The organism is Variovorax sp. RCC_210, assembly GCF_041355175.1.
In the GTDB taxonomy this organism is placed as follows: Bacteria; Pseudomonadota; Gammaproteobacteria; order Burkholderiales; family Burkholderiaceae_C; genus Variovorax.
This window is the reverse complement of the sequence record NZ_JBFUPJ010000004.1, coordinates 299,414-323,990: the sequence shown is the minus strand read 5'-3', so window position 1 is coordinate 323,990 and position 24,577 is coordinate 299,414. Positions and strand designations below refer to the sequence as shown.

Sequence of the window (24,577 nt, the reverse complement as noted above, 5' to 3'; positions counted from 1 at the left end):
AAATACAGGGAGCAAACCATGGACCGCGTCGTCAAGGCCTATACCCCGCTGGGAGAAGAGCAGCTGCTGTTCCGTTCGATGAACGGCACAGAAGGGCTCTCGCAGCTGTTCGAGTTCGAGGTCGACCTGCTGAGCCCGAACGTGTCGATCGACATGAAGTCGGTGCTGGGCAAGTCGCTCACGCTCGAGGTGCAGACGGCCGGCGCGCCGCGCTTTCTCGACGGGCAGATCGTGCGCTTCACGCTCATCGGAAAGGAAGACAGCACCTCGCGCTACGTGGTGTACCGCGCCACCGTGCGGCCATGGCTGTGGTACCTCACGCGCACCAGCGACTGCAAGATCTTCCAGAACAAGTCGGTCGTCGAAATCCTGGAGCAGGTGTTCGGCGACTACCCCTTCGTGTTCGAGAAGAAGCTGTGCGGCAGCTACCGCCAGTGGGAGTACTGCGTGCAGTACCAGGAGACCGACTTCGCGTTCGTGAGCCGGCTCATGGAGCACGAGGGCATCTACTACTACTTCCGCCACGACAAGGGCCAGCACACGCTGGTGCTGGCCGACGACATGTCGGCGCACGACGAGCTGCCCGGCTACGCCACCATCAGCTACCTGGCCACCGACCGCGACCTGGACCCCTGGCAGGAGGCCATCGACCAGTGGCAGGTGAGCGAGGAGATACGCCCCGGCTCCTACGTGGTGGACGACTACGACTTCAAGAACGCCGAGGGCGACCTGCTGAGCATGCGCAGCCAGCCGCGCGGCAGCGAGCACGACACCTACGAGATGTACGAATGGCTCGGCGGCTTCAGCGAGGTGGAGCAGGGCGAGCACTACTCGCGCATCCGGCTCGAAGAGGCGCAGTCGCAGGCCGAGCGCGACCTGGGCCACTGCAACGTGCGCGGCATGGCGCCGGGCCATCGCTTCACCATGCAGAACTGCCCGCGGCAGGACGACAACCGCGAGTACCTGGTGGTGTCGGTGGCCTATGCGCTGCGCGAAGGCGGCTATGCGAGCGGCGTGGCCGAGGGCTCGTACAGCTTCGACTTCGTGGTGCAGCCGACCTCCTACGCGTTCCGCCCCGCGCGCGTGACGCCCATGACGCGCACCAACGGCCCGCAGACCGCCACCGTGGTGGGCAAGGCCGGGCAGGAATACTGGGTCGACAGGTACGGCCGCGTGAAGGTGCAGTTCCGCTGGGACCGCTACGGCCGCAAGGACGAGAACAGCTCCTGCTGGGTGCGCGTTTCCAGCGCCTGGGCCGGCTCGAACTACGGCGCCGTGAACCATCCGCGCAAGGGCGAGGAGGTGGTGGTCGACTTCATCGGCGGGCACCCCGACCGGCCGATCATCATCGGGCGCGTGTACAACTCCAGCCACATGCCGCCGCGCGACCTGCCCGCGCAGGTGACGGTGAGCGGCTTCGTCAGCCGCACGCAGGACGGCACGCCGGCCAACGCCAACGAGTTCATCCTGGACGACGCGCCCGGCGAGGAGCTGGTGCGCATCCACGCCGAGAAGGACTTCGAGATCGACGTGGAGGCCGACGAGCGCGACACCATCGCCGTGAACCGCACCACCACCATCGGCGGCAACGAGACGCTCACCATCGACAAGGCCCGCACCACCACAGTGAAGGCCGGGCTGGACCATGCGATGTACCAGACCGGCTCCACGCTGGAGGTGTCGGGCGGGCTCACCGACCACTACTTCAAGGACGGCATCCACATCACCACCCACAAGGGCGCCGTGGAGACGGTGGAAACCGGCACCTCCGACGTGACGGTGAAGGCCGGCCTGCGCCACGAGGTGTTCGACGTGGGCCTGAAGGTGGACGTGACAGGCGGCATGACCGAGACGGTGAAGGGCCCTTCCAAAATCGAGGCGGTCGATGCCTTGCGCAGCGAGCGCTACAACGCCAGCTGGGAGCGCAAGGTGACCGGCACCGGCACCGACGAGATCACCTCCTCGCTCCAGGAGACCATCGGCGGCACGCACACCTCGAACGTGACGGGCGCGTACACCGGCACCGCGGAGTCGGTGTCCATCACCTCGACCTCGGGCGACATCAAGATCACCGCGGCCGGCAACGTGATCGCCGAGGGCGAGCACGTGAAGCACATCAACCGCGCCTCCAAGTGGGACCTGGCGCCCTACCGGCTCACCGCCACGGGCGCCAACGTCGCCTTCAACGGCGTGGCCACCACCACCGCGGGGCTGGCGAACGCCAACAACGTCATCAACCTGGCGTCCAACGGGCTGAAGGGCGAGCTCTTCGGCGTGGGCTACGCGTATGGCGCCTTCACCAGCACGCAGACCGGCGCGCAGGTGGCCAACAAGGGCCTGAGCATCAAGACGGGTGGGTTGAAGACCTACATCCAGTTCCTGATGCTGTTCCTGTGAATGCAGTGGCGCACCGCACTTCGAAACAAGGCAAGAGGAGATTCGAGCAGATGGCAGATTACTTGTGGGTCCTGATACCGCTGGCGTGCCTGGTGTTGATCGTTCTGGGCGCCATCGGCGTGCGCAAGCTGCAGGGATTCACGACCGGGCAGATCGTCGAGCGCGCGGCCCCCGCGCAGGTGCTGGCCGAGGGCGTGCCCGCGGTGGCCACCGTGCTGGCCACGGCCGACACCGAGATGCGCGTGGACCTGGTCTACGTGCTCACGCGGCTCACGCTGCGGGTGGAGGCGGCCGGCCCCGTGCCCTCGTTCATCGCCGAGACGGTGGTGCCGATCTCGCCCGTCAAGCTCGCGGAGTTTTCCGAGGGGCGGCTGGTGCGCGTCAAGGTCGACCTGGCCACGCGCCAGATCGCCATCGATCAGCCGCTGAAGTAGCCGCCGCGTGAAGACCGTCAAGCCGTTTCGCCTGAGCCTGCTGACGAGGCCCTACCGCTGGCAGCAGCGCGACACGCTGGGCGTGTCGGTGCTGGCCATGGTGTCGCTGGGCGCCGACCCGCGCCTCATGCCCGAGCAGGAGCTGTGGCAGACCGTCAGCGAAGAGCTGGACCCCGGCAGCGCGCTCGACCTGGGCGTGCCCAAGCGCGTGCCCGAGGTGCTGGCCAGCGGCTTTTGCTACACCGCGCACCAGCAGGACAAGACCATGGGCGCGGTGGAGATGCAGGTGGCAGGCCTGCAGAAATCGCTGGCCGTGTTCGGCGACCGCTACTGGCTCGACGGCCGCGCCACCGCTGCGCAGCCCTTCGAGCAGATGCGCGTCGACTGGCGCCATGCCTACGGCGGCCCGGCCGTGGCCGAGAACCCGCTGGGCATCGGCAGCGTCTTGGAGTTGGTGAACGGCGTGCAGGCGCAGCGCCTGCCGAACGTGGAGTGGCCGGGCGCGCAGGTGCGCTCGCCGAACGACGCGGTGCGCCCCGCGGGCTTTGCCGGCCTGCTGCCCGACTGGCCGCAGCGCATGGCGCTGGTGGGCACCGATTTCGGCAAGGAGTGGCTGGAGCACGACGCCCCCGGCTTCGCGCGCGACATGGACTGGCAGTTCTTCAACGCCGCGCCCGCCGACCAGCGCTGGCCCGACCTGCACGAGCTGCCGCCGGGCGCGCCCTACGCCTTTCGCAACATGCACCCGCACCATGCGGTGCTGCAGGGCCGCCTGCCCGAGTGGAAGGCGCGCTGCTTCGCCAGCTTCCAACCCGACGGCTCCGACCTGCGGGAGGCGCCGCTGCGGCTCACCACCGCGTGGTTCTTTCCGCACCTGGAGCGCGCGGTGCTGGTGTGGCACGGCGGCTTTGAGATCGCGCAGGACGACGCGGCCGACGTGCACCACGTGATGCCCGCGCTGGAGCTGCCCGACGCGCCGCGGCCGCTGTCGCACTACCAGGCCGTGCTGGCGCGGCGGCTCGACCCGGCCATGGCCGTGCACGTGCTGCGCGACAGCGACCTCGTGCCCAAGGCCGTGCTCGGCGAATGGGAGGCCGCGCAGATGGCCGACCCGCTGGCCCGCCCGACCGCGCGCAACATGCGCGCCGGGCAGCAGCGCGAGTACGAGGCGCGCCACGCCGAACTCACCGCCGCGGGGCTGGACCCCGCGCTCTACCTGCCGCAGCCGCCGTCGTACGAGCCGCTGCCGGGGCTGGACGACATGGTGGGCTACGTCGAGCGCGCGGGCGAGCAGATCGAGGCCTCGGTGCATGCGCGCAAGGCGCTGGAGGCCGAGAACGCCGAGCGCATGGCGCAGGCCGACTTCAATGCCGACATTCCCGGCGAGCCGGTGCGCCAGCGCTTCGACCCCGACGCGCTGGTGCGCGAGATCGAGCGCGCGGAGGTGTTCGAGCGCGAAACCCAGGGCGAGGGGAGCGCGGACGGCGCCACCCCGATGTTCTCGGCCGACGACAAGGCCCGCATGATCGATCGCGCGCGCCAGGGCTACCTGCACGCGGCGCACCTGTCGGCGCCCGCGGCGCCGGCTTCGACGTTCAGGAGCGCGAAGCTGCGCCGCCGGCTCGGCGCCGCGCCCGCCGGGCAGCGCAGCTTTGCAGGCATGAACCTCATCGGCGCCGACCTGCACGGCATGGACCTGCGCGGCGCCAACTTCGCGGGTGCGATGCTCGAGGACGCGAACCTCGACGGCGCGCAGCTCGACGACTGCGACTTCTCCAACGCCGTGCTGGCGCGTGCCACGCTGGTGCGTACGTCGCTGGCACGCGCGAACTTCGACGGCGCCAACCTGGGCGGCGCGCGCTGCGAGGCCAGCGTGTTCACCGGCGCGACCTTCAGGGACACCCTGTGCGACAAGGCCAGCTTCCAGGCCTGCCTGCTGGACGAGGCCGTGTTCGAGCGCACCCGCTGGCACGAGAGCAGCCTCGACCGGTGCGACCTGCGCCGCTCGCGCTGGCTGCAGGTCGCCATCCTGAAGCTCACGCTGGCCGGCATCGCCTTCGACGAGGCCAGCTTCTCGCACATGGCCTGGATCGAGTGCCGCTTCGAGGGCGTGTCGTTCGCGCGCGCCAGCTTCACGCAGTGCGGCTTCTCTTCCACGGATGCGAGCCACGGCGTCGATTTTTCGGACGCCACGCTCAACGCATGCAGCTTCTCGGGCGCCAGCACGCTGGCGCATGCGCGCTTCGTGGGGGCCTCGCTGAAGCAGTGCGGGCTGCGCGGCACGGTGCTGTCGCAGGCCGACTTCGGCGGCGCGCGGCTGGAGGGCTGCGACTTCTCGTCCTGCGACCTGCGCGCCGCCAGGCTGGAGCGCATGGCCGCCGGCGAAAGCCTGTTCGTGCGCGCCGACTTCACCGGCGCCTCGCTGCGCGGTGCCAACCTGATCGACGCGAACCTGTCGAAAGCGACGCTGGCCAGCGCCGACCTGCGCGGCGCCAACCTGTTTCGCGCCGACGTGTCGCAAGCGCTCATCGACACCTCGACCCTGCTCGACGGCGCCTACGTGCAGCAAGCCAAGACCGTGCCCAGGCGCCGCGTGGAGGACGCCGCGTGACGCCGCAGGCCCTGCAGGCATTGCAGGACAAGGTGCGCCACGGCGCGCCCCTGGTCGGGCTGAGCTGCGCCGGCTGGGACCTGGGCGGGCTGGACCTGTCGGGCGCGGTGATGGAGCGCGTGGACTTCAGCGGCGCGCGGCTGGCCGGTGCCCAGCTGGAAGACAGCACCTTCTCGCACTGCGTGTTCGCGCAGTGCGACCTGTCGCAGGCCACGCTGGACGAGGCGCGCTTCTTTCGCTGCGACCTGCGCGATGCCTTGGCCGACGGCGCGAGCGCGCGCGGCACGGCCTTCGTCGAAAGCCGGCTGTCGGGCCTGAGCCTGGCCGACGCGCAGCTCGACACCACGCAGTTCTTTCGCTGCGACCTGGAGAACGCGCGGCTGTGCACGCCCGCGCTGGCGCGCGCCACCTTCGCCGAGTCGATGCTGGCCGGCACCGATTTCTCGCAGGCGCAGCTGAGCTTCGTGACCTTCCACCGCATCGACCTGCGAAGCGCGCGCTTCACCGGCGCGCGCTGCGCGAACTCGATGTTCGTCGAGTGCGACCTGACGGGCCAGCAGCTGGCCGGCCAGCACCTGTCGCAGTGTCAGTTCACCGACAGCCGGCTCGACGGCGCCGACCTGTCGAGGGCCACGCTGTTGCAGAGCAACTTCAAGGGCGCGTCGCTGCACCAGGCCAACCTTGCCGGCGCCGATGCGCGCCAGGCGATGTTCCCGGAGGCCGACCTGCAGGGCGCCCACTGCCAGGCCGCGCGCTTCGACCAGTCGATCTGGGCCGGGGCGCTGCTTGCCGGCGTGGACTTCAGCGACGCGCAGCTGCCGATGAGCGTGTTCCAGCGTGCGCGCTGCGAGGGCGCGGACTTTCGCCGTGCGCAGTTGCAGGACGCCGATTTTTCGTACGCCGCGCTCACCGGCGCCGACCTGCGCGGCGCGCACTTCCTGCGCACGCGCTTTCATCGCGCGCTGCAGGACAACGCGCGCCTGTCGGGGCGCGAGGGAATCATCGAGAACGACCCCGAATTGCACAAGGCCCAGGCCTGGTCCGACACGCATTGAGCGGCTGCACGGGCCACCATCAGAAGACAGGAGAAATGCCATGAACGTCATTCCATTGCGCACCGCACCGGTCACCGAGACCGAGACCGCGGCGGGACCAGTCGCGGCCCCGGTCCACCTGCTGGGCACGCTGGCCGCGCGCCTGCCCGACGGTCAGTTCGCCGTGGACGACGAAGCCGGCGTGCGCTGGACCTGCCGCCGCGCCGCCAGCTGCCTGCTGCGCCCCGAGGTGGGCGACACCGTGATGCTGTCGGGCCCCGACCGCGCGCGGGTGTACCTGATCGCGGTCGTCGAGCAGGCGGATGCGTCGACCAGCCGCGTGGAGGCGCCGGGCCATCTCACCCTGGCCGCCGGCAACGGCGCGGTGGCCATCGAGAGCGCGCAGGACCTGCACCTGCGCAGCGCCGGCACGCTGCGCATGCAGGGCGCGCAATGGGCGCTGAAGGCGGCGCAGGGCGATTGCCAGGTCGAGCGCATGCGCTACACCGGCCAGGCGGTCGATGCCACCGTGGGCCGCATGCGGCTGCTGGGCAAGATGTTCGAGACCCTGGCCGATCGCGTGGTGCTGATGGCGCGCAGCACCTTCCGCCTGGTGGACGAGACCGAGCAGGTGCGTGCCGGCCACCTCGACTGCGAGGCCACCGACACGGTGCGCATCCACGGCCACCACACGGTGGTGACCGGCAAGGCGCTGGTGAAGGTGGATGCGGCGCAGATCCACATGGGCTGAACACCGGCACGCCGCAGCCCCGCAACCCGCCGCCCTGCACTCCCGCGACACGCACAGCAAAGGACCCGACCATGTTCGCCAACTGCCAGCTGATGGGAATGGACCTGGCCTTCCCCGACCTCTGCAAGACGCCGCCGGCGGCGATGATGCCGCTGCCCTATCCCAACATCGCCCTCGGCCCGATGGCGATACCGAACGCCTGGAACATCCTGTTCATGGGCATGCCGGCGCACAACATCGCGACCACCACGCCGATCACGCTGGGCGACATACCGGGCGCGGGCGGCGGCATTCTGTCGCAGACCTTCATGAGCCAGTCGCGCCACGTGACGGGCGCATTCACCGTGCTGCTGAAGGGCACGCCGGCCACGCGCATGACCAGCCTGAGCGTGCAGAACCGCTGCAACGCGCTGGGCATGCGCATCGTGCCGAGCCAGTTCAAGGTGCTGATGCTCGCGGCCTGAGGGCTAGGCGCTTCGGCGCGCTTCCTGCGCCGCCGCTCCCGCCAGCGTCACCTGCTGCGGAAACCCCACCCACACCGCCAGCGCCGAGAAGTTGTCGCGCGACTCGTCGGCCTTGGCCTCGGCCGCGCGGCGCAGCAGCGCGAGCCACTCTTCCGCGCTGTCGGCCAGTTGCAGCGAGCGCTCCATCACCTGCTGCGAAATGAGCTGCCAGAGCCCGTCGGTGCACAGCAGGAAGGCGTCGCCGTCGGCCAGGCGCTGCGGCGACGCGAGCGTGGCTTCGGCCGTGGCGCGCGCGCCCAGCGCGCGGTACAGCAGGTTGGTCTTCACCAGGCGTTCGCCGCCGTGGTTCTGGCTCGCGGCGGCATCGCCCGAGCGCTCCGACAGGCTGTGGTCTTCGGTGCGCTGCATGAGCGCGCCGCGGCGAAACCAGTAGAGCCTGCTGTCGCCCACGTGGGCCCAACAGGCCTGGTTGGTGGCGCGGTCGACGAACAGCGAGACGAAGGTGGCGCTCATGCGGCTCTGCTCGGCCAGCTCGCGCTGCTTGGCCAGGATGGCGTCGTTGGCCGCCTTGACGCAGCGCTGCAGGTTGTCGGCCGCCAGCGAGGGCGCCGCCACGAAGGTGTCGAGCGCGGTGTCCACCGCGATGCGCGAGGCCAGCTCGCCGCCCGCGTTGCCGCCCACGCCGTCGCTCACCACGAAGCAGGCGTTGCGCTCGTCCAGGTGGTAGCCGATGGCGTCCTGGTTGCCGCTGCGCTCGCCCACGCAGGAGAACTGCGAGGTCGACAGCGGCACCGCGAACGAGCGCGCGGTGTCGGCCGCCGTGCCCGCCGCGGCGCTGTTCAGGGCCAGGTGGTTCGACGCGTTCTCAGCCACGGCGGGCCTCCTTCAGCCGTTCCATCTCCTTGTCGTAGGCCTGCTGGAAGGCCCGCCCGAAGACGGCCTGGAAGTCGTCTTCCACGGCCGCGGTGGTCTCGGTGTGCAGCGCCTGCAGCCGGCGCCACAGGCGCGCCTCGCGCCCGCCGGGCAGCAGCTTCTCGCCCAGGCCGCCGTCGTGCGGCGTGTCGCGCGCCAGCACCGCGGGGTCGAAGCTCTTGAGCAGCGTGAGCAGCGCGGCGCGCATGCCGGCCACCATGCCGAGCTGGTGCGACTGCAGGTCGCCGAGCGCGTCGTGCACCGCGGCCTCGGGCGGCAGGAAGCCGGGCATGCGCGCGCCGAACATCTGCATCAGCACCGCGCGGCCGTTGGGCAGGATCTTGAACGGGTTGTTCTCCTCGTCCACGATCATGGTGATCTCCGCGCGCACCTCGCGCTTGAGCATGGCGCGCGAGGACAGCAGCTCGATGGTGCCGTCGGTGAAGGCCCGCATGATGCGGCCCAGCCGCTGCATGGCCTCGAGGTCCATCGGCTGCTGGCCCGCCAGCTCGGGCACGCCCGCGCCTTCGAGGAAGGCCTTGAACAGGGCTTCGGAGGAGGACGATGCAGGCGGTGGGGCTGCTGCAGCCGGTGTCGTTGCCGGTGGTGCTTCGACGGGTGCTGCAGCGGGTAGAGCAGCGGGTACAGCAGCGGGTGCAGCGATCTGGGCCACGTCAGGCGGCGCGATGACCACGGGAGGCTGCACGACCGGAGCCGCCGCCACGGGAGCAGGGGCAGGGGGCGGTGGTGCCGGAGTAGGAGGCGGCGGAGGCGGTGGCGGCGGTGGCGGCGGAGGTGCTTCCACCTTCACCGGCTCCACCACGGGAGCGGGAGCATGCGGGGGCTCTTGCGAGGGTGCGGGCGAAGGCACAGGCGCCGCCACCGGCATCGGTGGGCGGAACTGCGCCGACATCTCGCGCGCATGGTTCGAATGGCTGTAGCCCTGCGCCACCGGCTTGGGGTCGTGCAGCAGGTCGAGCGCGGGATGCGCCTCGCCCGGCAGCAGCGTGTCGTGGTGCGCGAGCGCGGTGGGGCGCGGGTCGGCCAGCGGCGAGTGCGCGCTGTCGTCGGCCGCGAAGAAGGAGAGCGGATCGACACCGCGCTTCAGCGCGATGTTCGACATGTCGTCGGCCGCGTGCGGGTTCAGTTCCGCGAGCGGATCGGCCGGATTCCTGCGCGCCTGCGACGGCAGCTCGAAGGGCTCGTGCGCCATCGGGTCGGGCATGGGCGCGGGCGTGCTGTCGACGCGCCGCGGTGCGTTCGCGAGGATGGCGTCCCAGTCGGCCGCGGAAGGCATCTGCGACGCGGCGGCGCTGCTGCTTTGCCGCGGCGGCGCGGCGGCGGGTGTTGGCGCTGGCGCTTGCACCGGTGCCTGCGCGGGCGCGGCAAGGGAAGCAAGAGAAGCAAGGGCGGGCACGAACGCGGCGGGAGGCGTGGCCGGAAATGTCGGCGGATGTGCAGGTGCATGCACAGCCGGCGAGGGCGCCGCCGCATGCACAGGCATGGGCTGTGCAACCGGCGCAGCCACCGCATCAGGTGCCTGCCGCATCGGTGGCACTGCAGCCGCGGGTTGCGCATCGCCGATGGGCAGCGCGCCTTCGCCGAACAGGTCGGCGAACACATCGTTGCCGGACGACGCGGGCAGCAGGTCGCCGATGGGGCTCGAAGGCAAAGGCGCCGCGAGGGGGGCCGCAACGGGTGCTGCGAACGCCGGCTGCGAAGGCGCCACAGGCGGTTGAATTGAAGGCTGCAACGCAGGAGGGGCAGGCGCCACCATCACCGTCGGCTGCGCAGCCGCCGCATGCTGCGCGCTCGCAGCCTCCAGCACATAGCTGCCTATCGTCACGCGGTCGCCATCGGCCACGCGCGATTCCTGTTCGTGCGCCAGCGTGCGCCCGTTCACGCCGATGGGCAGCACCGCGCTCATGTTGCGCAGCACGGCGGCGCCGTCCTCGTCGAAGCGCACTGTCGCCTGCAGGCGCGAGATCTGGCGCTGCGCGTCGGGCAGCACGAGGTGGTTGTCGGGGCTTCGGCCGATGGTGCCCCCCGGTGCCGCGAGCCATGCCGAGGGCCCCGCGGTCACCGGGCTGCCGGCATGTTCGATCACTGTCCAACGCATGGCATCTCCCTGTTCGTCTTGCATCGCCTGTCGCCGGTGGCGCAGCAGTTGCGCGCCGGCCGCGATGTGCTTTCCCTGGCTCTCCTGCTCGACGCTGGCGCAACGCTTGTGCCGCGCCTGCCTGGCGCCTGCTCAGCGCTTCATTCGCTTCGCGGCCTCGAACGCCGGACCCCACACCGGATGCTTGCGCTCCGCCACGTTGAGGTCGAAGGTGGGAAACGCATCGAGGATCTTGCGGAACTGCGTGCGGCACTCGGGAATCTGGTTGGCCACGCAGTAGCTGAAGGCTTCGAGCTTCATCGCGTCGAGCCGCGTGTTGGCGTCGGCGCCGTCGAACACCGACACGCCGCCGCTCTTCAATGTGCTGATGGCCTTGGCGTAATCGCCTTCGTCATACGCCTGCTGTGCGCGCTCGAGCGTGGTGCGTGCAACTTGCTGGCTCAGGCGTTCGGGTTGGGGTGCGGGATCGGGGGGCGGTGCCGGGGTGGTGCAACCCGCGACCATCGAAAGAGTGAACGCCAGAGCTGGCAGACATGACTTCAATCTTTTCTCCTACCTGCTGAATGCAATGTTCGAGATAGTGTGCCGCTGAGTTGCGACAAGCACGCGATGCGCCATCGTAAATGCGCATGCTTTCGATAATATAGGTCGCGACCATACCGGGGAGATCTCAATGCATCGAAGAACCTTGCTACAAGGCGCACTTGCAACGACACCTTTGTTTGCAGGCCTTGTCGGGGGATGCGCATCGACGGCCAAGTCGATGCCCACGCCCTACGCAGTGACCATCAGGATCGACGAGGGCGTGAACCCCGACGGCCGCGGGCAGGCCGCTCCCATCCTCGTCAAAGTCTTCGAACTGAAATCTTCCGGTAACTTCGAGACGGCAGACTACTTCGCACTGCAGGACCGCGACCGCGAGGCCCTCATGACGGAGCTCGTCAACGCGGACCAGGCCATCATGCGCAGCGGCGAAGAGCGCGTGTTCAAGCGCGAGGCCGCGCTCGACTCGCGCGCCATCGGCATCATCGCGGGCTATCGCAAGCTTGAGGCCGCGCGCTGGCGCCTCGTGCTGCCGCTGAAGGAGCCCAAGCAAACCAATCTCTACAAGGTGTGGCAGTTCTCGCCGAGCGAGCAGGCCGTGCAGGTGGCCATCCGCAAGACGGGCATCGAGCTGATACCAAGTCGTTAACTTTGCCAACGCCAGAGCACCTGAGTACGAACAAAGTGCGAAAGAAGGCGAGTGCCGGTGAATGAAAAGCCAGGCCAAAAGAAAGACGCGCCGTGTAGCATCGGACGCATAAAAAAGCAGATCGATCGGGAGGTCGTTCATCAACGCATCTCCCGTTTCCGTTGAGCAGATTCAGGAGGTTCTTTGGTGACAGTCCGCAATCCGGGCGCCGCAAGAAATGGCGCTCATCCGCAGGCGTTGGCAAATCGCGTGGTGTGGTCCGAAGGCATGTACCTGCGGCCGCAGCACTTCCAGCAACTGGAGCGCTACGTCGAGCAGTACGTCACCCGGCGCACCGCCGGACTGCAAGGCGCCTACTGGGGCTGGCTGCACCTGGAGATCGACCGCGACGCCTACGCGCTGGGGCGCGTGTCGCTGCTCGGCGGCGCGGGCGTGCTGCCCGACGGCACGCCGTTCTCGTTCAACGCCGAAGACGCGCCGCTTCCCTACGAAGTGCCCCCGGACCTCACCGACGAACTCATCGTGCTCGCGCTGCCGCTGCGCAGGCCCGGCAGCGAAGAAGTCATCTTCGCGGAAGAAGAAGGCTCGGCCGCGCGCTTCGGCGTGATCGAGCGCGAGGTGAACGACGGCAACGCCGTGGCGCTGGGCCCGGCCACGCTGCAGCTCGCGGCGCCGCGCCTGCGGCTGGCGCGCGCGTCGTCGCTCACGGCCGAGTGGCAGGCCATTGGCGCGGTGCGCGTGATCGAGCGGCGCACCGACCACAAGCTGGTGGTCGACGCCAACTACATACCGCCGGTGCTCGACGCCTCGGCCCACGCCATGCTGCGCAGCATGGTCGCGGAGCTGCACGGCCTGCTCACGCAGCGCTCCGAGGCGCTGGCCTCGCGGCTGTCGCAACCGGGGCGCGGCGGCGTGAGCGAGGTGTCCGACTTTCTGCTGCTGGAGCTGGTCAATCGCTACCTCGCCACCACTTGGCATGCGCAGCAGGCGGTGCAGGTGCACCCCGAGGCGCTGTTCGTCGACTGGCTCAAGCTGGCCTGCCACCTGGCCACGCACACCTCGCCCACGCGGCGCCCGGTGGTGTGGCCGGTGTACGACCACGACAACCTCAACGAAAGCATTCGCCCGCTGATGGAAGAGCTGCGGCGTTCGCTCTCGGCGGTGCTGGAGCAGAGCGCCATCGCCATCGAGCTCGAAGAGCGCAGCCATGGCGTGCGCGTGGGCCGCATGCCCGACCCGGTGCTGGTGCGCAACGCGGGCTTCGTGCTCGCGGTGCATGCAGACTTGCCGGCCGAGGCCATCCAGCAGCGCTTCCCCACGCAGGTGAAGATCGGCTCGGTCGAGCGCATTCGCGACCTGGTGCAGTTGCAGCTGCCCGGCGTGGTGGTGCGGCCGCTGCCGGTGGCGCCGCGGCAGATTCCGTACAACGCGGGCTATCACTACTTCGAACTCGACAAGAGCGGCGACATGTGGCGCCAGCTCGAAAAGTCGGGCGGTGTCGCGATGCACCTGGCCGGTGACTTTCCGGGTCTGGCCATGGAGTTCTGGGCGATCCGTCCGTGAGGGAGCCTATGAACAACGACATGGCCGTGGGGCCGGGCGGGTTCGTGCCGCCGAACCCGGGCGGCGGCGCCATGGGCAGCAGCACGGGCAACAACATGGGTGGCGGCCTGGGGAACGACCTGGGGAACGGCACAGGCGACGGCACTTCGCCGCGCGGCCTCGGCGCTCAGCCCGAGTCCTTCACCGCCTGGCACGACGCGCGCCGCCCGCATGCGGGCGACACCGCCATCGCCGGCAACAACCCGCTGGTGGCCGCGGCCAACCCGCTGCTCGACCTGATTCCGCAGATCCGCGCCACCGGCCACCACCCCGCGCCCGCGCAGCTGCGCGAGCACCTGGTGGACGAGGTGCGCCGCTTCGAGACGCGCGCGCAGCAAGCGGGCATCGCGCCCGAGGTGATCATCGGCGCGCGCTACTGCCTGTGCACGGCGGTCGACGAGGCGGCGGCGCTCACGCCCTGGGGCGGCAGCATCTGGTCGTCGCAGAGCCTGCTGGTCATGTTCCACAACGAGACCTGGGGCGGCGAGAAGTTCTTCCAGCTGCTGTCCCGCCTGGTGCAGAACCCGCAGCAGCACCTGCACCTGATCGAGCTCATCTACTTCTGCCTGGCCATGGGCTTCGAGGGGCGCTTTCGCGTCATCGACAACGGCCGCACGCAGCTCGAGACGCTCAAGCAGCGGCTGCTGCAGATCATTCGGCAGACGCGCGGCGAAATCGCGGTGCCGCTGTCTCCCCATTGGCAGGACGCCAGCGCGCCGGTGCGCCGCACGCGCAACTGGCTGCCGGTGTGGGCCGTGGGCGCGGTGGCGGCGGTGCTGCTGGTGCTGGCCTTCGCGCTGCTCACCTTCAACCTGGCGGGCACCTCCGACGGTGCCTTCGCGGCGGTCAACGCCGTGCGGCTGCCGCAGGCCGCGCGCGCGGTGGTCATGCCCGCGCCGCAGCCGCGGCTGCAGCGCTTTCTGGAGCCCGAGATTCGCGACGGCCTGCTCACGGTGCGCGACGAGGCCGACCGCAGCGTGGTGGTGCTGCGCGGCGACGGCTTGTTCGCCTCGGGCTCCGACCGCGTGCTCGACCGCTACGCGCCGGTGCTGGCGCGCGTGGCCGATGCGCTCAACGCGGTGGAAGGCAACGTGCTGGTCAGCGGCTTCAGCGACGACCAGCCGATTCGCAGCGTGCGCTTTCCCTCCAACTGGCAACTCTCGCAGGCCCGCGCCGACGCGGTGAAGAAGATGATCTCGCAGCGCATCGCACGGCCCGAACGCCTGCGCGCCGAAGGCCGCGGCGACGCCGACCCGCTGGCGCCCAACGACTCGGCGGCCAACCGCGCGCGCAACCGGCGCGTGGAAGTGACGCTGCTGGTGGCGCCTGTCGGCGGCACCGGTGGCGTGCCGGCCCCCGCTGCCTTGCCTGTGCAACCCGCCGGAGGTGCCCGCTGATGCTGCGCGCCATCTTCCGCTTCCTCATCAGCCGCGACCTGTGGGTGTTCCTGGGCCTGGTGGCGGTGGCCTTCCTGATCTGGGTCATTGGCCCGGCCATTGCCGTGGGCCGCTATCGCCCGCTCGAAGACGAGATCGTGCGCATCGTGGTCATCGTGCTGATGTTCGCGATCTGGCTTGCGCGGGTGGTCTACCGCAAGTGGCGCGAGCGCCGCCTGAACGCGCAGCTGCTCAACCAGCTGCGCACACCGTCGAAGAAGGAAAAAGAGGCCAGGCCCGAGGACGCGCCCGAGATCAAGGAGCTGCAAAGCGGCTTCACCGACGCCACGGCCATCCTGAAGAACATGCGCTTCGGCGAAGGCGCCGACGGCCAGGGCAAGGGGCAGGGCCGCTTCTCGCTGTTCGACCGGCAGTACCTGTACCAGCTGCCCTGGTACATCTTCATCGGCGCGCCGGGCTCGGGCAAGACCACCGCGCTGGTGAACTCCGACCTCGACTTTCCGCTGGCCGACCAGCTTGGGAAGGCCGCGGTGCGCGGCATCGGCGGCACGCGCAACTGCGACTGGTGGTTCACCAACGAGGCGGTGCTGATCGACACCGCGGGCCGCTACACAACGCACGAGAGCAACCGCGAGACCGACGAGGGCGAGTGGAAGGGTTTCATCGAGCTGCTGAAGAAGTTTCGCCCGCGCCAGCCGATCAACGGCGCCATCCTCACCATCAGCATTGCCGACCTGCCGCTGGCCGACGACGCGCAGCGCGCGCGCCACGCCATGGCGCTGCGCAAGCGGCTGCTGGAGCTGCGCAACGATCTGGGCATCGACTTTCCGGTGTACGTGCTGGTCACCAAGACCGACCTGCTGGCCGGCTTCAACGAGTACTTTGGCTCGCTGGGCCGCGCCGAGCGGCAGCAGGTGTGGGGCTTCACCTTTCCGATCCAGGGCAACCCGGCGAACAAGGCCGGAAAAACGAGCAAGGCGAACAAGGCAAGCAATGGCGCGGCCCCGCTGGGCAGCGGCGACCTGCGCGAGCGCTTCCACCAGGAATACAAGCTGCTGCACCAGCGCCTGGACGAGCGCCTGCCCGAGCTGCTGGCGGCCGAGTCCGACCCGATGCGCCGCGCGCAGGCCTACCTGCTGCCGCAGCAGTTCGCGAGCTTCGAGGACATCCTGGGCACCTTCCTGGCCGACGTGTTCAACCCCTCGAAGTTCGAGGCCGCGTCGATGCTGCGCGGCGTGTACTTCACCAGCGGCACGCAAGAGGGCACGGCCTTCGACCGCGTCATGGGCGCCATCAAGCGCTACCTGCAGGTCAACGCGCCGCCGGCGCCGCCGCCGGGCCCGGGCAAGAGCTACTTCCTGAAAGAGCTGCTGCAGCAGGTGATCTTCCGCGACGCGGGCGTGGCCGGCACCAACCTGCGCTGGTACCGGCGCAAGCGGGCCATCGACATTGCCGGCTACAGCGTGATCGGCGTGCTGCTGGTGCTGCTGCTGGGCGCCTGCGTGAACAGCTGGCGCAACAACAAGGACTACGTGGCCGAGGTCGACGGCAATGCCAAGGCCTTCAACAAGGCCGCGGCGCGCGGCGAGCTGCCCACGGTGGTCGACTCCAGCGGCGACATCGCGAGCTCGCTGCTCATTCTCGACAGGCTGCGCGACCTGCCCAGGTCGAACCAGTTCGACATCGGCGATCCGCCCGTGTCGTACCGCTTCGGCCTGTACCAGGGCGAGAAGCTGCAGGCCGCCACCGACGGCGTGTACCAGCGCGCGCTGGAAACGGTGCTGCTGCCGCAGGCGGCGCAGCGCATCGAGCAGTCGCTGCGCGACGCCTCGAAGACCGACGCCGAATACAGCTACGAGGCGCTCAAGGCCTACCTGATGCTGTTCGACGCCGAGCGCTACGACGCCGACTTCCTGCAGGCCTGGCTGCTGAGCGACGTCGACCGCAAGATCGGGGCGTCGCTCACGCGCGAGCAGCGCACCAACCTCGAGTCGCACCTGAAAGCGCTGTTCGCGGGGCGGGTGCTGACGTCGCCCTTCGCCAAGGACGAGCGGCTGGTGATGCAGACGCGCGAGCGCCTGGCGGGCGTGCCGCTGGCGCAGCGTTCGTATGCGCGGCTGCGGCGCATTCTTCTGCAGACCAGCGCGCCCAATGCCTTCTCCATCGCGGAAGCGGGCGGGGCCGAGTCGGCGCTGGTGATCCGGCGGGCCAGCGGCAAGCCGCTGACCGACGGCATCTCCACGCTGTTCACCTACCGCGGCTACTGGGACATCTTCGACAAGCGCATCGCCGAGACCACGCTGTCGCTGGAGCAGGAAGACCGCTGGGTGCTGCAGATTCGCGCGCCCGGCATCGCCGACATCACCTCGCGCGAGCTGCTGCTGCGCGAAGTGCGCAGGCTGTACCTCACCGACTACATCAGGGTGTGGGACGAGTACCTGGTGGACATCCGGCTGGCCGACAGCCGCTCGCTGCTGCAGAGCATCCAGATGACGCGCGTGCTGTCGACGGCGGAGTCGCCCATGTCGCGCATCATCCGCGGCGCCGCGCGCGAGACCGACCTGCTGCGCAACCACGACGAGGCCGCGCGCAGCCTGCTCGACCAGGCGCAGAACCGGGTGCAGACCACGCGCGAGCGCATCGAGCAGCTCATCGGCCAGCCCGATGGCAGCCAGCGGCGCAACACGCAGCTCGACCGGCCCGAGTCGCTGGTGGACAACCACTTCGAGCCGCTGCGCCGCATGGTCACCGCGCCCAAGCAGGGCGGGCAGGCCCCCATCGACGCGACGGCCGCGCTCATCAACGAGCTCTACACCTTTCTTACCGCCACCGACAGCGCGCTGCGCAGCGGCAACATCCCGCCGTCGAGCGACGCGGTCACGAAGGTGCAGGCGGAGGCGGGGCGCTTGCCGGTGCCCTTCCAGGGCATGCTGAACGACCTGTCGGCCACGGCGTCTTCGAAGGCGGCGGCGGTGACGCGGCAGAACATCGGGCAGAGCGCGGCGGCGAGCATCGGCTCGTTCTGCAACCAGGCGATCGCGGGGCGCTATCCGTTCTCGCGCGGCTCCAGCCGCGACGTGGCCTCGGGCGACTTCGCGCAGCTGTTCGCGCCGGGCGGGATGATGGACGACTTCTTCCAGAAGAACCTCATCACGCAGGTCGACACCTCTGTGAACCCGTGGGCCTTCAAGCGCGGGGTGGACGGCAGCGCCTCGGGTCGCTCGGGCTACCTCGATTCGTTCCAGAAGGCGCAGGCGATCCGCGACGTGTTCTTCTCGGGCATGGCGGGCGGGCGCACGCCGTCGTTCACGCTCGACATCCGCCCCGAGGACATGGACGCCGCGCTCACGCAGTTCACGCTCGACATCGACGGCCAGACGGTGCGCTACGCGCACGGCCCGCAGGCGCCCGCCACGGTGAAGTGGCCGGGCCCGCGCAACAGCAACCAGGTGCGCCTGCAGGTGACCACGGCCAACGGCACGCCGGCCGGCGGCATCGTCACCGAAGGACCGTGGGCGCTGCACCGCCTGTTCGACAAGGCCTCGATCTCGGCGGGCAAGTCGCCGGAGTCGTTCAACGCGACCTTCGATTTGCAGGGCAAGAAGGTGGTGCTGGCGGTGACGGCGAACAGCGTCTACAACCCGCTGCGGCTGCCGCAGATGACGAGCTTTTCGTGCCCGGGGAAGTCGTAGGCATGAACATCACCTCGCGTATGGCGAATCGTTTTTCTCCCTCCCCCGCTGGGGGAGGGCAGGGGTGGGGGCAGGCGGCGTGTCCATCGAGCGCCCTGCCTGCCCCCATTCCGACCTTCCCCCAGAGGGGGAAGGAGCAACGCGGGGGCCTTGCATGAACAGCGGCATTCCACCGCACGCCTGGGTTCCCGTCGACGAGCAGGTCGGCTGGTACGGCAAGCTGCCCGGCGCGGGCGATTTTCTCTACCGCCGCATGCCGCGCGAGCTGCAGGCCTGGTGGGACCGGTGGATGCAGAACGGCCTGGGCAGCTTCAAGCGCTGGCCCGACGCCATGACGCGGCACTACGCGGTGGCGCCGGTTTGGAACTTCGCGATTCCCGGTACGCAGGGCGTGGACGCCGTGCAGTTCGGCTGCATCGCGCCCAGCTGCGACCGCGTGGGCCGCTACTACCCGGTGTGCGTCACGCTGCAGGTGGCCGCGCGCAACTACCGGCCGTCGGTGCTGGAGGGCTCGGCCGCCTGGTACTGGCAATGCGGCAACGCGCTGCTGCAGGCCATTCGCCACGGCGTGGCGCCCGACCAGTTCGACGCCCAGGTGCTGGCGGCGAGCCGCGCGGGCTTTCACACGGCCAGCGGCGGCTCGGACGACATCCTGTCCATCCTCGGGCCTACAGCCGCTGGCGAGAGCGCCCAGCAGCGCCTGGGCTGGCCCGAGCTTCCACTGTGTTTCGACCCCTTCGGCAGCACCAGCTACTGGTGGACCAACCAGGCCGACGGGTCGCCGTTGCGCACCGCCGCCCATGGCGGGGGACTCAACACACCGCTGTTTTCGAAATTGTTTTCGCAGGGGCATGTGCCATGGGCATGACACGTCGAACGAGCCACGAGAGCCACGGCCCCGCAGGAGGAGAAAGCGCATGACGACCCCACACGGCACCGGTACGGGCACGGCCCTGGACAGCCCGCCGGCCCATCCACGAAGCACGCACGACCCGCAAGACACGCACGACTCGCAGGAGAGGCCGCACCCGCTCGGCGTGGGCCACCGGCTCGACGAGTTCGAGCTGCTCGAGGTAATCGGCGAGGGCGGCTTCGGCATCGTCTACCGCGCGTACGACCACTCGCTGCAGCGCGAGGTGGCCATCAAGGAATACATGCCTTCGATGCTCGCGCGCCGCGTGGGCGACAACAGCGTGCACGTGCGCTCCGAGCGGCTCACCGCCACCTTCGAGGCCGGCCTGCGCAGCTTCATCAACGAGGCGCGCACGCTCGCGCAGTTCAGCCACCCGGCGCTGGTGCGGGTGCATCGCTTCTGGGAGTCGAACTCCACCGCCTACATGGCGATCCAGCTCTACAAGGGCCGCACCTTGCGCCGCCTGGCCGAGGCCGAGCCGGGCAAGGTCACCGAGACCTGGCTGCTGGGCATGCTCGGGCCGCTGCTGGGCGCGCTGGAAACGCTGCACCGCAGCCAGTGCTTCCACCGCGACATCGCGCCGGACAACATCTTCATCCAGCAGGACGACCTGCCGGTGCTGCTCGACTTCGGCGCCGCGCGCAAGTCGATTGCCGACCTGGTCGACGAGGTGGCGGTGATGGTGAAGTCGGGCTACTCGCCCATCGAGCAGTACGCCGACGACAACACGCTGCTGCAGGGCCCGTGGACCGACCTGTACGCGCTGGGCGCCGTGCTGTACCGCGCCGTGACCGGCAACCCGCCGCCCTCGGCCGTGGTGCGCAGCGTGCAGGACGCCTTCGTGCCGCTGTCGTCACTGGGCCGCACCGACCTGAGCCCGGCCTTCTGCGCGGCCGTGGACCACACGCTGGCCGTGCACAGCAAGGACCGCACGCAGACCGTGGCCGCCTTCGCCGCCGAGCTGGGGCTGACCCGGCTGGGCGACATCTACGTGAACGGCATGGCCGCGCCGACGGTGATCATCGCGGCGGCGCCGGTGCCGTCGGCACCGCCGCCGCCGGAGCTTGCGCCGCAACAGTTCGCGCCCGCTTCCGCGCCGGTGCCGCTGGAGCCGACGGGCGCGCCCAGCTTCGCGACGCCGCCCGCGGCGGCGATGGGTGGCGCTGCGGAGCCCAAGGTGGCGAAGGCATCGGCCAAGGGGAAGGCGGCGTCCGCCTCGCCGCGCCATGCCGGTGACGCGCGTCCCGTCGCCAGGAAGAAGTCGTCGGGCCTGTCGTGGCTGCTGGTCGGCGGCCTGGTGGTCGCGCTGGTGGCCGTGGGCAGCTGGATCGGCCTGCGCCTGACCGCGACCAAGCAGGAGACATCGACCGCGATGGTGCCGGTGCCGCCGCCCGGCGCGCCGATGTCGAACACTGCATCGCCGCCAGCGGCCATGCCGGCGGGCAACACGGCGCCTGCCGCGTCGGGGGCGCCTTCGGCCACCGATGGGGTGCCGGCACCTGTCGCTGGAAGCACGGCGGGCAGCACCGCGACGGTGGCGGGCGCGACGCCGTCCGCAACGCCTGCTACCCCTGCTGCAACGCCCGCAACCCCCGCAGCGCCTTCCACCGGCCCGCTGACCCCGCTCGACAACGTGCCCGTCACGCCACCGCCGACCACCATCCCGCCCGATGCCGCGCTGGCCACCGCCGAGGCCGAGGACTGGAACCTGGCGCAGGCCGAGAACACGCGCGAGGGCTACGAGGCCTACCTGCGCCGCTACCGCCGCGGCCTGCATGCGCGCGAGGCACGCAACGCCATCGCCGAGATCAACCGCGTCTCGCCGCCGACCGTGGTGGCCGACGGCACCGCCGTGCCGCCCGGCACGCCGGCGGCCGGGGCAGCTGCCGGCGCTGCGGCGGCGCCGGGCATGGGGCGCGTGAGCTTCAACATCCGCCCGTGGGGCCAGGTGTTCGTCGACGGCGCGGACCGCGGCGTGAGCCCGCCGCTGAAGTCGCTGCCGCTGCGCCCGGGCATCTACAACATCGAAGTGCGCAACGGCGACCTGGAAGTGTTCCGCCAGCGCGTGACGGTGCAGGACAGCAAGTCGGCGCCGGTGGTGAGCCACGAGTTCAAGTAGGCAGCCACGACGGCCCGTGGCCCGTCACAGCGCCTGGACGAAGCCCTCATAGGCCTAAAGCGCTAGGCCTCCGCATCCAGCGTTTGCGGGATGGCGCCGCGCGGCCCCCGGGGAGAACAATGCCTCTCCCCGAAGGAGCCCCGCGACGAGCACGCCATGAGCGCACCGGCCGAACCTCCCGACACGCTTCGAAAGCCTGAACAGCCTGAACCGACTGCTGCATCTGCGCCGTCTCCGGCGCCTGTGCCGGCTCAGTCGCCTGCGCCAGCTCAATCGCCTCCGTCCGGCACGCCACGCGCCGAACGCGTCGCCATCGTCGCCATCCACGGCGTGGCGGACCAGAAGCTCGGCGACACGGCCCGCGCGATCGCCTCGCTGATGGTGAACGCCGGCGCCCCGAAAGCGCGCTACAGCCGCGGCGACTGCGACAGCTACATCGTGGCGGTGCCGCCGCTGCTGTCGATGGTCGAGAGTGGCTCGAATGCACAGGGACAAGGCGCGGAACGCAAGCGCGTGGCGCCGCGCGATCCGCCGCCGAACGCCACAGGTGCCGCAACGGCGCCCGCGCCGTCTCTCGGCAAGGCGCTGCGCCAGTCGGTGCGCTCGGACTTCCTGCGCGACAACTGGAGCACCGCGCAGGTGGCTCGCGCGGTGCCTGACGGGGGAACGCCAGCCGCGCCAGCGGCAAAAGGTGCGACAGTCGCACCAGGCTTGACCAGCGCCACCACCACCAAGGCCGGCACCGCCGCCCCCGGCAAGCTGCTGTCCGCCCCCGCGCGCCTCATGTCCGCCGACCCCGGCATCGCCTTCAGCGACTACCTGCTGTTCAAGTGGCAGGGCGCCGGCCACGAGGCCTACGAGGCCACGCGCATCCGCATGGTCCGGCACGAGGCCGTGCCTAGCGGCCAGGGCAGGCAGGCCGTGACCAGCGGCCAGGGCGGGCAGGGCGGGCAGGGCGTCACCACCCAGCACGTGGACGTGCACGAGATGTACTGGGCCGACCTGTCGCGGCTCTCGGGCGTGCTGCCGCGCATCGTCACCGAGCTGTTCACCATGGTGTTCCGCCTGTCGCAGCTGGGGCGCGACGCGGTCGACCGCGCGAGCCTGTACGCCGAGCGGCACAAGAGCACGCGCGCCTTCGCGTGGAGCGCGCTGGCCAAGCTGCAGATGGCGCTCGACTGGGCGTTTTCCGGCGTGCTGGCCAACCTGTTCCTGCAACTGCTGCTGGCGGGGCTGGTGGTGGCCGGGCTGGGCCTGGCCGCGCCGCACGCGCGGGCGCTGCACATCGTGCTGGCGCTGCTGCTGCCGGCGCTGGCCGCGTGGGGCTGCTGTTACCTGCACGTGGCGCGCCCCGCCGGGCGCGGCGCGGCGGTGGTGCTGGCCGTGGTGGCGGCCGTGCTGCTGTGCCTGGTGCCGGCGCCGTGGGCGCACTGGCTCATCGGCCTGAGCTGGCTGGCGCTGCTGGGCGTGGTCTTCAACTACGCCCTGCGCGTGGCCGACACGCGCTTTCCGGCCATGCGCGCGGCGGGGCTGGTGTTCCTGTGCGCGATGGCGGCCACGCTGCTGGTGCACGTGGGCATGGCGTCCATCGCCGGGAACGGCGCGGGGGAACTGGCCGACTGGGTGCGCGCCGGCCTGCGCACGGTGGAGTACCTGCTGCTGGGCATCGTCATCTGGTGGCTGCTGGCGGGCGGGCTGCTGATTGCCTGGGCCTTCGTCGGCCAGTGGGCGGCGCGCGACGGCCAGCCCGCGCGCGCCAGCGTGGCCACCGGGCGGCTGGGCCTGTTCGTGTCGATTGCGTCCTTCGTCGCGATGGCCATGGCCATCTGGGCGCTGCTGACCACCTTCGTGGAGTTCGGCGCGGCGCGTGTCGACTACGACCCGCTGGTCTTCAAGAGCGGGCTGATGTGCTTCGTGGACGGCGCCAGCTTTCTGCACCTGCGCTACCAGCGCAGCACCGAGACCTTCGCGCTGGCCGCGGGCCTCACGCTGGCGCTGGCGGCGTACCTCGTGGTGGTGCTGGTGCCCAGCGTGCTCGCCGAGGTGAAGAAGACCGTGGGCACCTCGCTCACGCTGGGCCGCTGGCTCACCGGCGGCTACCGGCGGCTCGACGGCTTCGTGACCGGGCTGACCATGGCCAGCGTGCTCATGGCCTGCGGCGTGGGCGTGCTGCTGGCGCTGGCGCGCCTGGGCGTCGCGCCCGACGGCTGGGTGGGCGCGGCGGCGCGCGAGGTGGGCGAGCTGTCGGCGCTGGTGCTCAAGCCGCTGGTGCTCAGCGCGGCCACCGCCGCCGCGGCGCTGTCGGCCTTCGGCGGCGTGCTGTCGCGCTACGTGCCGTGGCTGCGCCTGCCGCTGGACGTGGCACTGGACGTGGACAACCACTTTCGCGAGTTCCCGCGCCATGCCATTCCGCGCGCGCGCATCTTCTCGCGCTACGTGGCGCTGCTGGAGAGCATCGCCGCGCAGGGCTACGACCGCGTGGTGATCGTGGCGCACAGCCAAGGCACGGTGATCTCGGCGGAGCTGCTGCGCTACCTGCAGCACCGCGCCCGCTGGCTGGCGCGCACCAGCCCGGACGACCGCGTGGTCCGGCTGTGGTCGCAGCTGGAAGGCAAGGTCGACCTGTTCACCGCGGGCTGCCCGCTGCGCCAGCTCTATATGGCGCGCTTTCCGCGCCTGTACGAATGGGTGGCGACGGCGCAAGTGGGCGACGTGGGCGTGGTGCGCTGGGTGAACGCCTACGCCACCGGCGACTACGTGGGGCGCTGGCTGTGGACCGAACCGCCGCTGTACGCGCCGTCGCCCGCCACCACGGCGATGACGACCGCTGAACACGACGTGTGCCTGGGCACCGGCGCGCACACGCACTACTTCGACCAGGAGCAGCTGCTGGTGGCGCGGTGGATCGATTCGCTGGTGCGGTGACGGGAGCGCGGGGCG

General features: G+C 70.3%; 16 protein-coding genes. 13 read left to right on the top strand and 3 right to left on the bottom strand.

Going from position 1 to position 24,577, the window contains the following annotated elements:
• Nucleotides 1–18 precede the first annotated feature (18 nt).
• The 6 genes from AB6807_RS16305 (at nt 19) to AB6807_RS16280 (ending at nt 7,691) form a co-directional block, all read left to right on the top strand.
• Nucleotides 19–2,397, top strand: coding sequence for a type VI secretion system Vgr family protein (locus AB6807_RS16305; RefSeq protein WP_371085389.1), 2,379 nt, complete (start codon nt 19–21; stop codon nt 2,395–2,397).
• Between the two features lie 50 nt (nt 2,398–2,447).
• Nucleotides 2,448–2,831, top strand: coding sequence for a hypothetical protein (locus tag AB6807_RS16300; RefSeq protein WP_132748921.1), 384 nt, complete (start codon nt 2,448–2,450; stop codon nt 2,829–2,831).
• Between the two features lie 7 nt (nt 2,832–2,838).
• Nucleotides 2,839–5,442 carry a DUF2169 domain-containing protein gene (locus AB6807_RS16295; RefSeq protein WP_371085388.1) on the top strand — a complete coding sequence of 868 codons (2,604 nt, stop codon included), beginning with the start codon at nt 2,839–2,841 and terminating at the stop codon, nt 5,440–5,442.
• Nucleotides 5,439–6,497 carry a pentapeptide repeat-containing protein gene (locus AB6807_RS16290; protein WP_371085387.1) on the top strand — a complete coding sequence of 353 codons (1,059 nt, stop codon included), beginning with the start codon at nt 5,439–5,441 and terminating at the stop codon, nt 6,495–6,497. Before AB6807_RS16295 ends, AB6807_RS16290 begins: the two co-directional genes overlap by 4 nt.
• A 40-nt stretch (nt 6,498–6,537) precedes the next feature.
• Nucleotides 6,538–7,227: a DUF3540 domain-containing protein gene (locus AB6807_RS16285; protein WP_371085386.1), complete on the top strand. Its 690-nt coding sequence runs from the start codon at nt 6,538–6,540 to the stop codon at nt 7,225–7,227.
• Between the two features lie 71 nt (nt 7,228–7,298).
• Nucleotides 7,299–7,691, top strand: coding sequence for a DUF4150 domain-containing protein (locus AB6807_RS16280; protein ID WP_116911580.1), 393 nt, complete (start codon nt 7,299–7,301; stop codon nt 7,689–7,691).
• A 3-nt stretch (nt 7,692–7,694) separates the two neighbouring features.
• Here AB6807_RS16280 and AB6807_RS16275 read toward each other — a convergent pair whose 3' ends face one another.
• From AB6807_RS16275 to AB6807_RS16265, 3 genes are all read right to left on the bottom strand, one after another.
• Entirely contained in the window at nt 7,695–8,564 is an 870-nt protein-coding gene (locus tag AB6807_RS16275; RefSeq protein WP_371085385.1) for a PP2C family serine/threonine-protein phosphatase, read from the bottom strand.
• The gene (gene tagH, locus AB6807_RS16270) at nt 8,557–10,722 is read right to left on the bottom strand and encodes a type VI secretion system-associated FHA domain protein TagH (RefSeq protein ID WP_371085384.1); all 2,166 of its coding nucleotides are present in this window, start codon (nt 10,720–10,722) and stop codon (nt 8,557–8,559) included. Before tagH ends, AB6807_RS16275 begins: the two co-directional genes overlap by 8 nt.
• 132 nt (nt 10,723–10,854) lie before the next feature.
• A complete protein-coding gene (locus AB6807_RS16265; protein WP_116911578.1) occupies nt 10,855–11,265 on the bottom strand; it encodes a TssQ family T6SS-associated lipoprotein in 411 nt (136 codons plus the stop codon).
• A gap of 130 nt (nt 11,266–11,395) precedes the next feature.
• Between AB6807_RS16265 and tssJ the strand changes: the two genes are divergently transcribed.
• From tssJ to AB6807_RS16230, 7 genes are all read left to right on the top strand, one after another.
• The gene (gene tssJ, locus AB6807_RS16260; RefSeq protein WP_371085383.1) at nt 11,396–11,914 is read left to right on the top strand and encodes a type VI secretion system lipoprotein TssJ; all 519 of its coding nucleotides are present in this window, start codon (nt 11,396–11,398) and stop codon (nt 11,912–11,914) included.
• Between the two features lie 183 nt (nt 11,915–12,097).
• The gene (tssK, locus tag AB6807_RS16255) at nt 12,098–13,477 is read left to right on the top strand and encodes a type VI secretion system baseplate subunit TssK (protein WP_116911576.1); all 1,380 of its coding nucleotides are present in this window, start codon (nt 12,098–12,100) and stop codon (nt 13,475–13,477) included.
• An 8-nt stretch (nt 13,478–13,485) separates the two neighbouring features.
• Nucleotides 13,486–14,913, top strand: a complete 1,428-nt coding sequence (locus AB6807_RS16250; protein ID WP_371085382.1) for a DotU family type VI secretion system protein — start codon at nt 13,486–13,488, stop codon at nt 14,911–14,913.
• A complete protein-coding gene (gene tssM / locus AB6807_RS16245; protein ID WP_371085381.1) occupies nt 14,913–18,605 on the top strand; it encodes a type VI secretion system membrane subunit TssM in 3,693 nt (1,230 codons plus the stop codon). The genes AB6807_RS16250 and tssM overlap by 1 nt, the downstream gene beginning before the upstream one ends.
• A 154-nt stretch (nt 18,606–18,759) precedes the next feature.
• The gene (tagF, locus tag AB6807_RS16240) at nt 18,760–19,473 is read left to right on the top strand and encodes a type VI secretion system-associated protein TagF (protein ID WP_371085380.1); all 714 of its coding nucleotides are present in this window, start codon (nt 18,760–18,762) and stop codon (nt 19,471–19,473) included.
• 49 nt (nt 19,474–19,522) lie between these two features.
• Nucleotides 19,523–21,637, top strand: coding sequence for a serine/threonine protein kinase (locus AB6807_RS16235; RefSeq protein ID WP_371085379.1), 2,115 nt, complete (start codon nt 19,523–19,525; stop codon nt 21,635–21,637).
• Between the two features lie 330 nt (nt 21,638–21,967).
• Nucleotides 21,968–24,562, top strand: a complete 2,595-nt coding sequence (locus AB6807_RS16230) for a hypothetical protein (RefSeq protein ID WP_371085378.1) — start codon at nt 21,968–21,970, stop codon at nt 24,560–24,562.
• Nucleotides 24,563–24,577 lie beyond the last annotated feature (15 nt).

Excerpts from the sequence above, each read along its gene's own strand:
- tagH (WP_371085384.1), bottom strand. The coding sequence starts at position 10,722 with ATGCGTTGGACAGTGATCGAACATGCCGGCAGCCCGGTGACCGCGGGG.
- AB6807_RS16280 (WP_116911580.1), top strand. The coding sequence starts at position 7,299 with ATGTTCGCCAACTGCCAGCTGATGGGAATGGACCTGGCCTTCCCCGAC.
- tssM (WP_371085381.1), top strand. The coding sequence starts at position 14,913 with ATGCTGCGCGCCATCTTCCGCTTCCTCATCAGCCGCGACCTGTGGGTG.
- AB6807_RS16300 (WP_132748921.1), top strand. The coding sequence starts at position 2,448 with ATGGCAGATTACTTGTGGGTCCTGATACCGCTGGCGTGCCTGGTGTTG.
- AB6807_RS16285 (WP_371085386.1), top strand. The coding sequence starts at position 6,538 with ATGAACGTCATTCCATTGCGCACCGCACCGGTCACCGAGACCGAGACC.
- AB6807_RS16250 (WP_371085382.1), top strand. The coding sequence starts at position 13,486 with ATGAACAACGACATGGCCGTGGGGCCGGGCGGGTTCGTGCCGCCGAAC.
- tagF (WP_371085380.1), top strand. The coding sequence starts at position 18,760 with ATGAACAGCGGCATTCCACCGCACGCCTGGGTTCCCGTCGACGAGCAG.
- AB6807_RS16305 (WP_371085389.1), top strand. The coding sequence starts at position 19 with ATGGACCGCGTCGTCAAGGCCTATACCCCGCTGGGAGAAGAGCAGCTG.
- tssJ (WP_371085383.1), top strand. The coding sequence starts at position 11,396 with ATGCATCGAAGAACCTTGCTACAAGGCGCACTTGCAACGACACCTTTG.
- AB6807_RS16235 (WP_371085379.1), top strand. The coding sequence starts at position 19,523 with ATGACGACCCCACACGGCACCGGTACGGGCACGGCCCTGGACAGCCCG.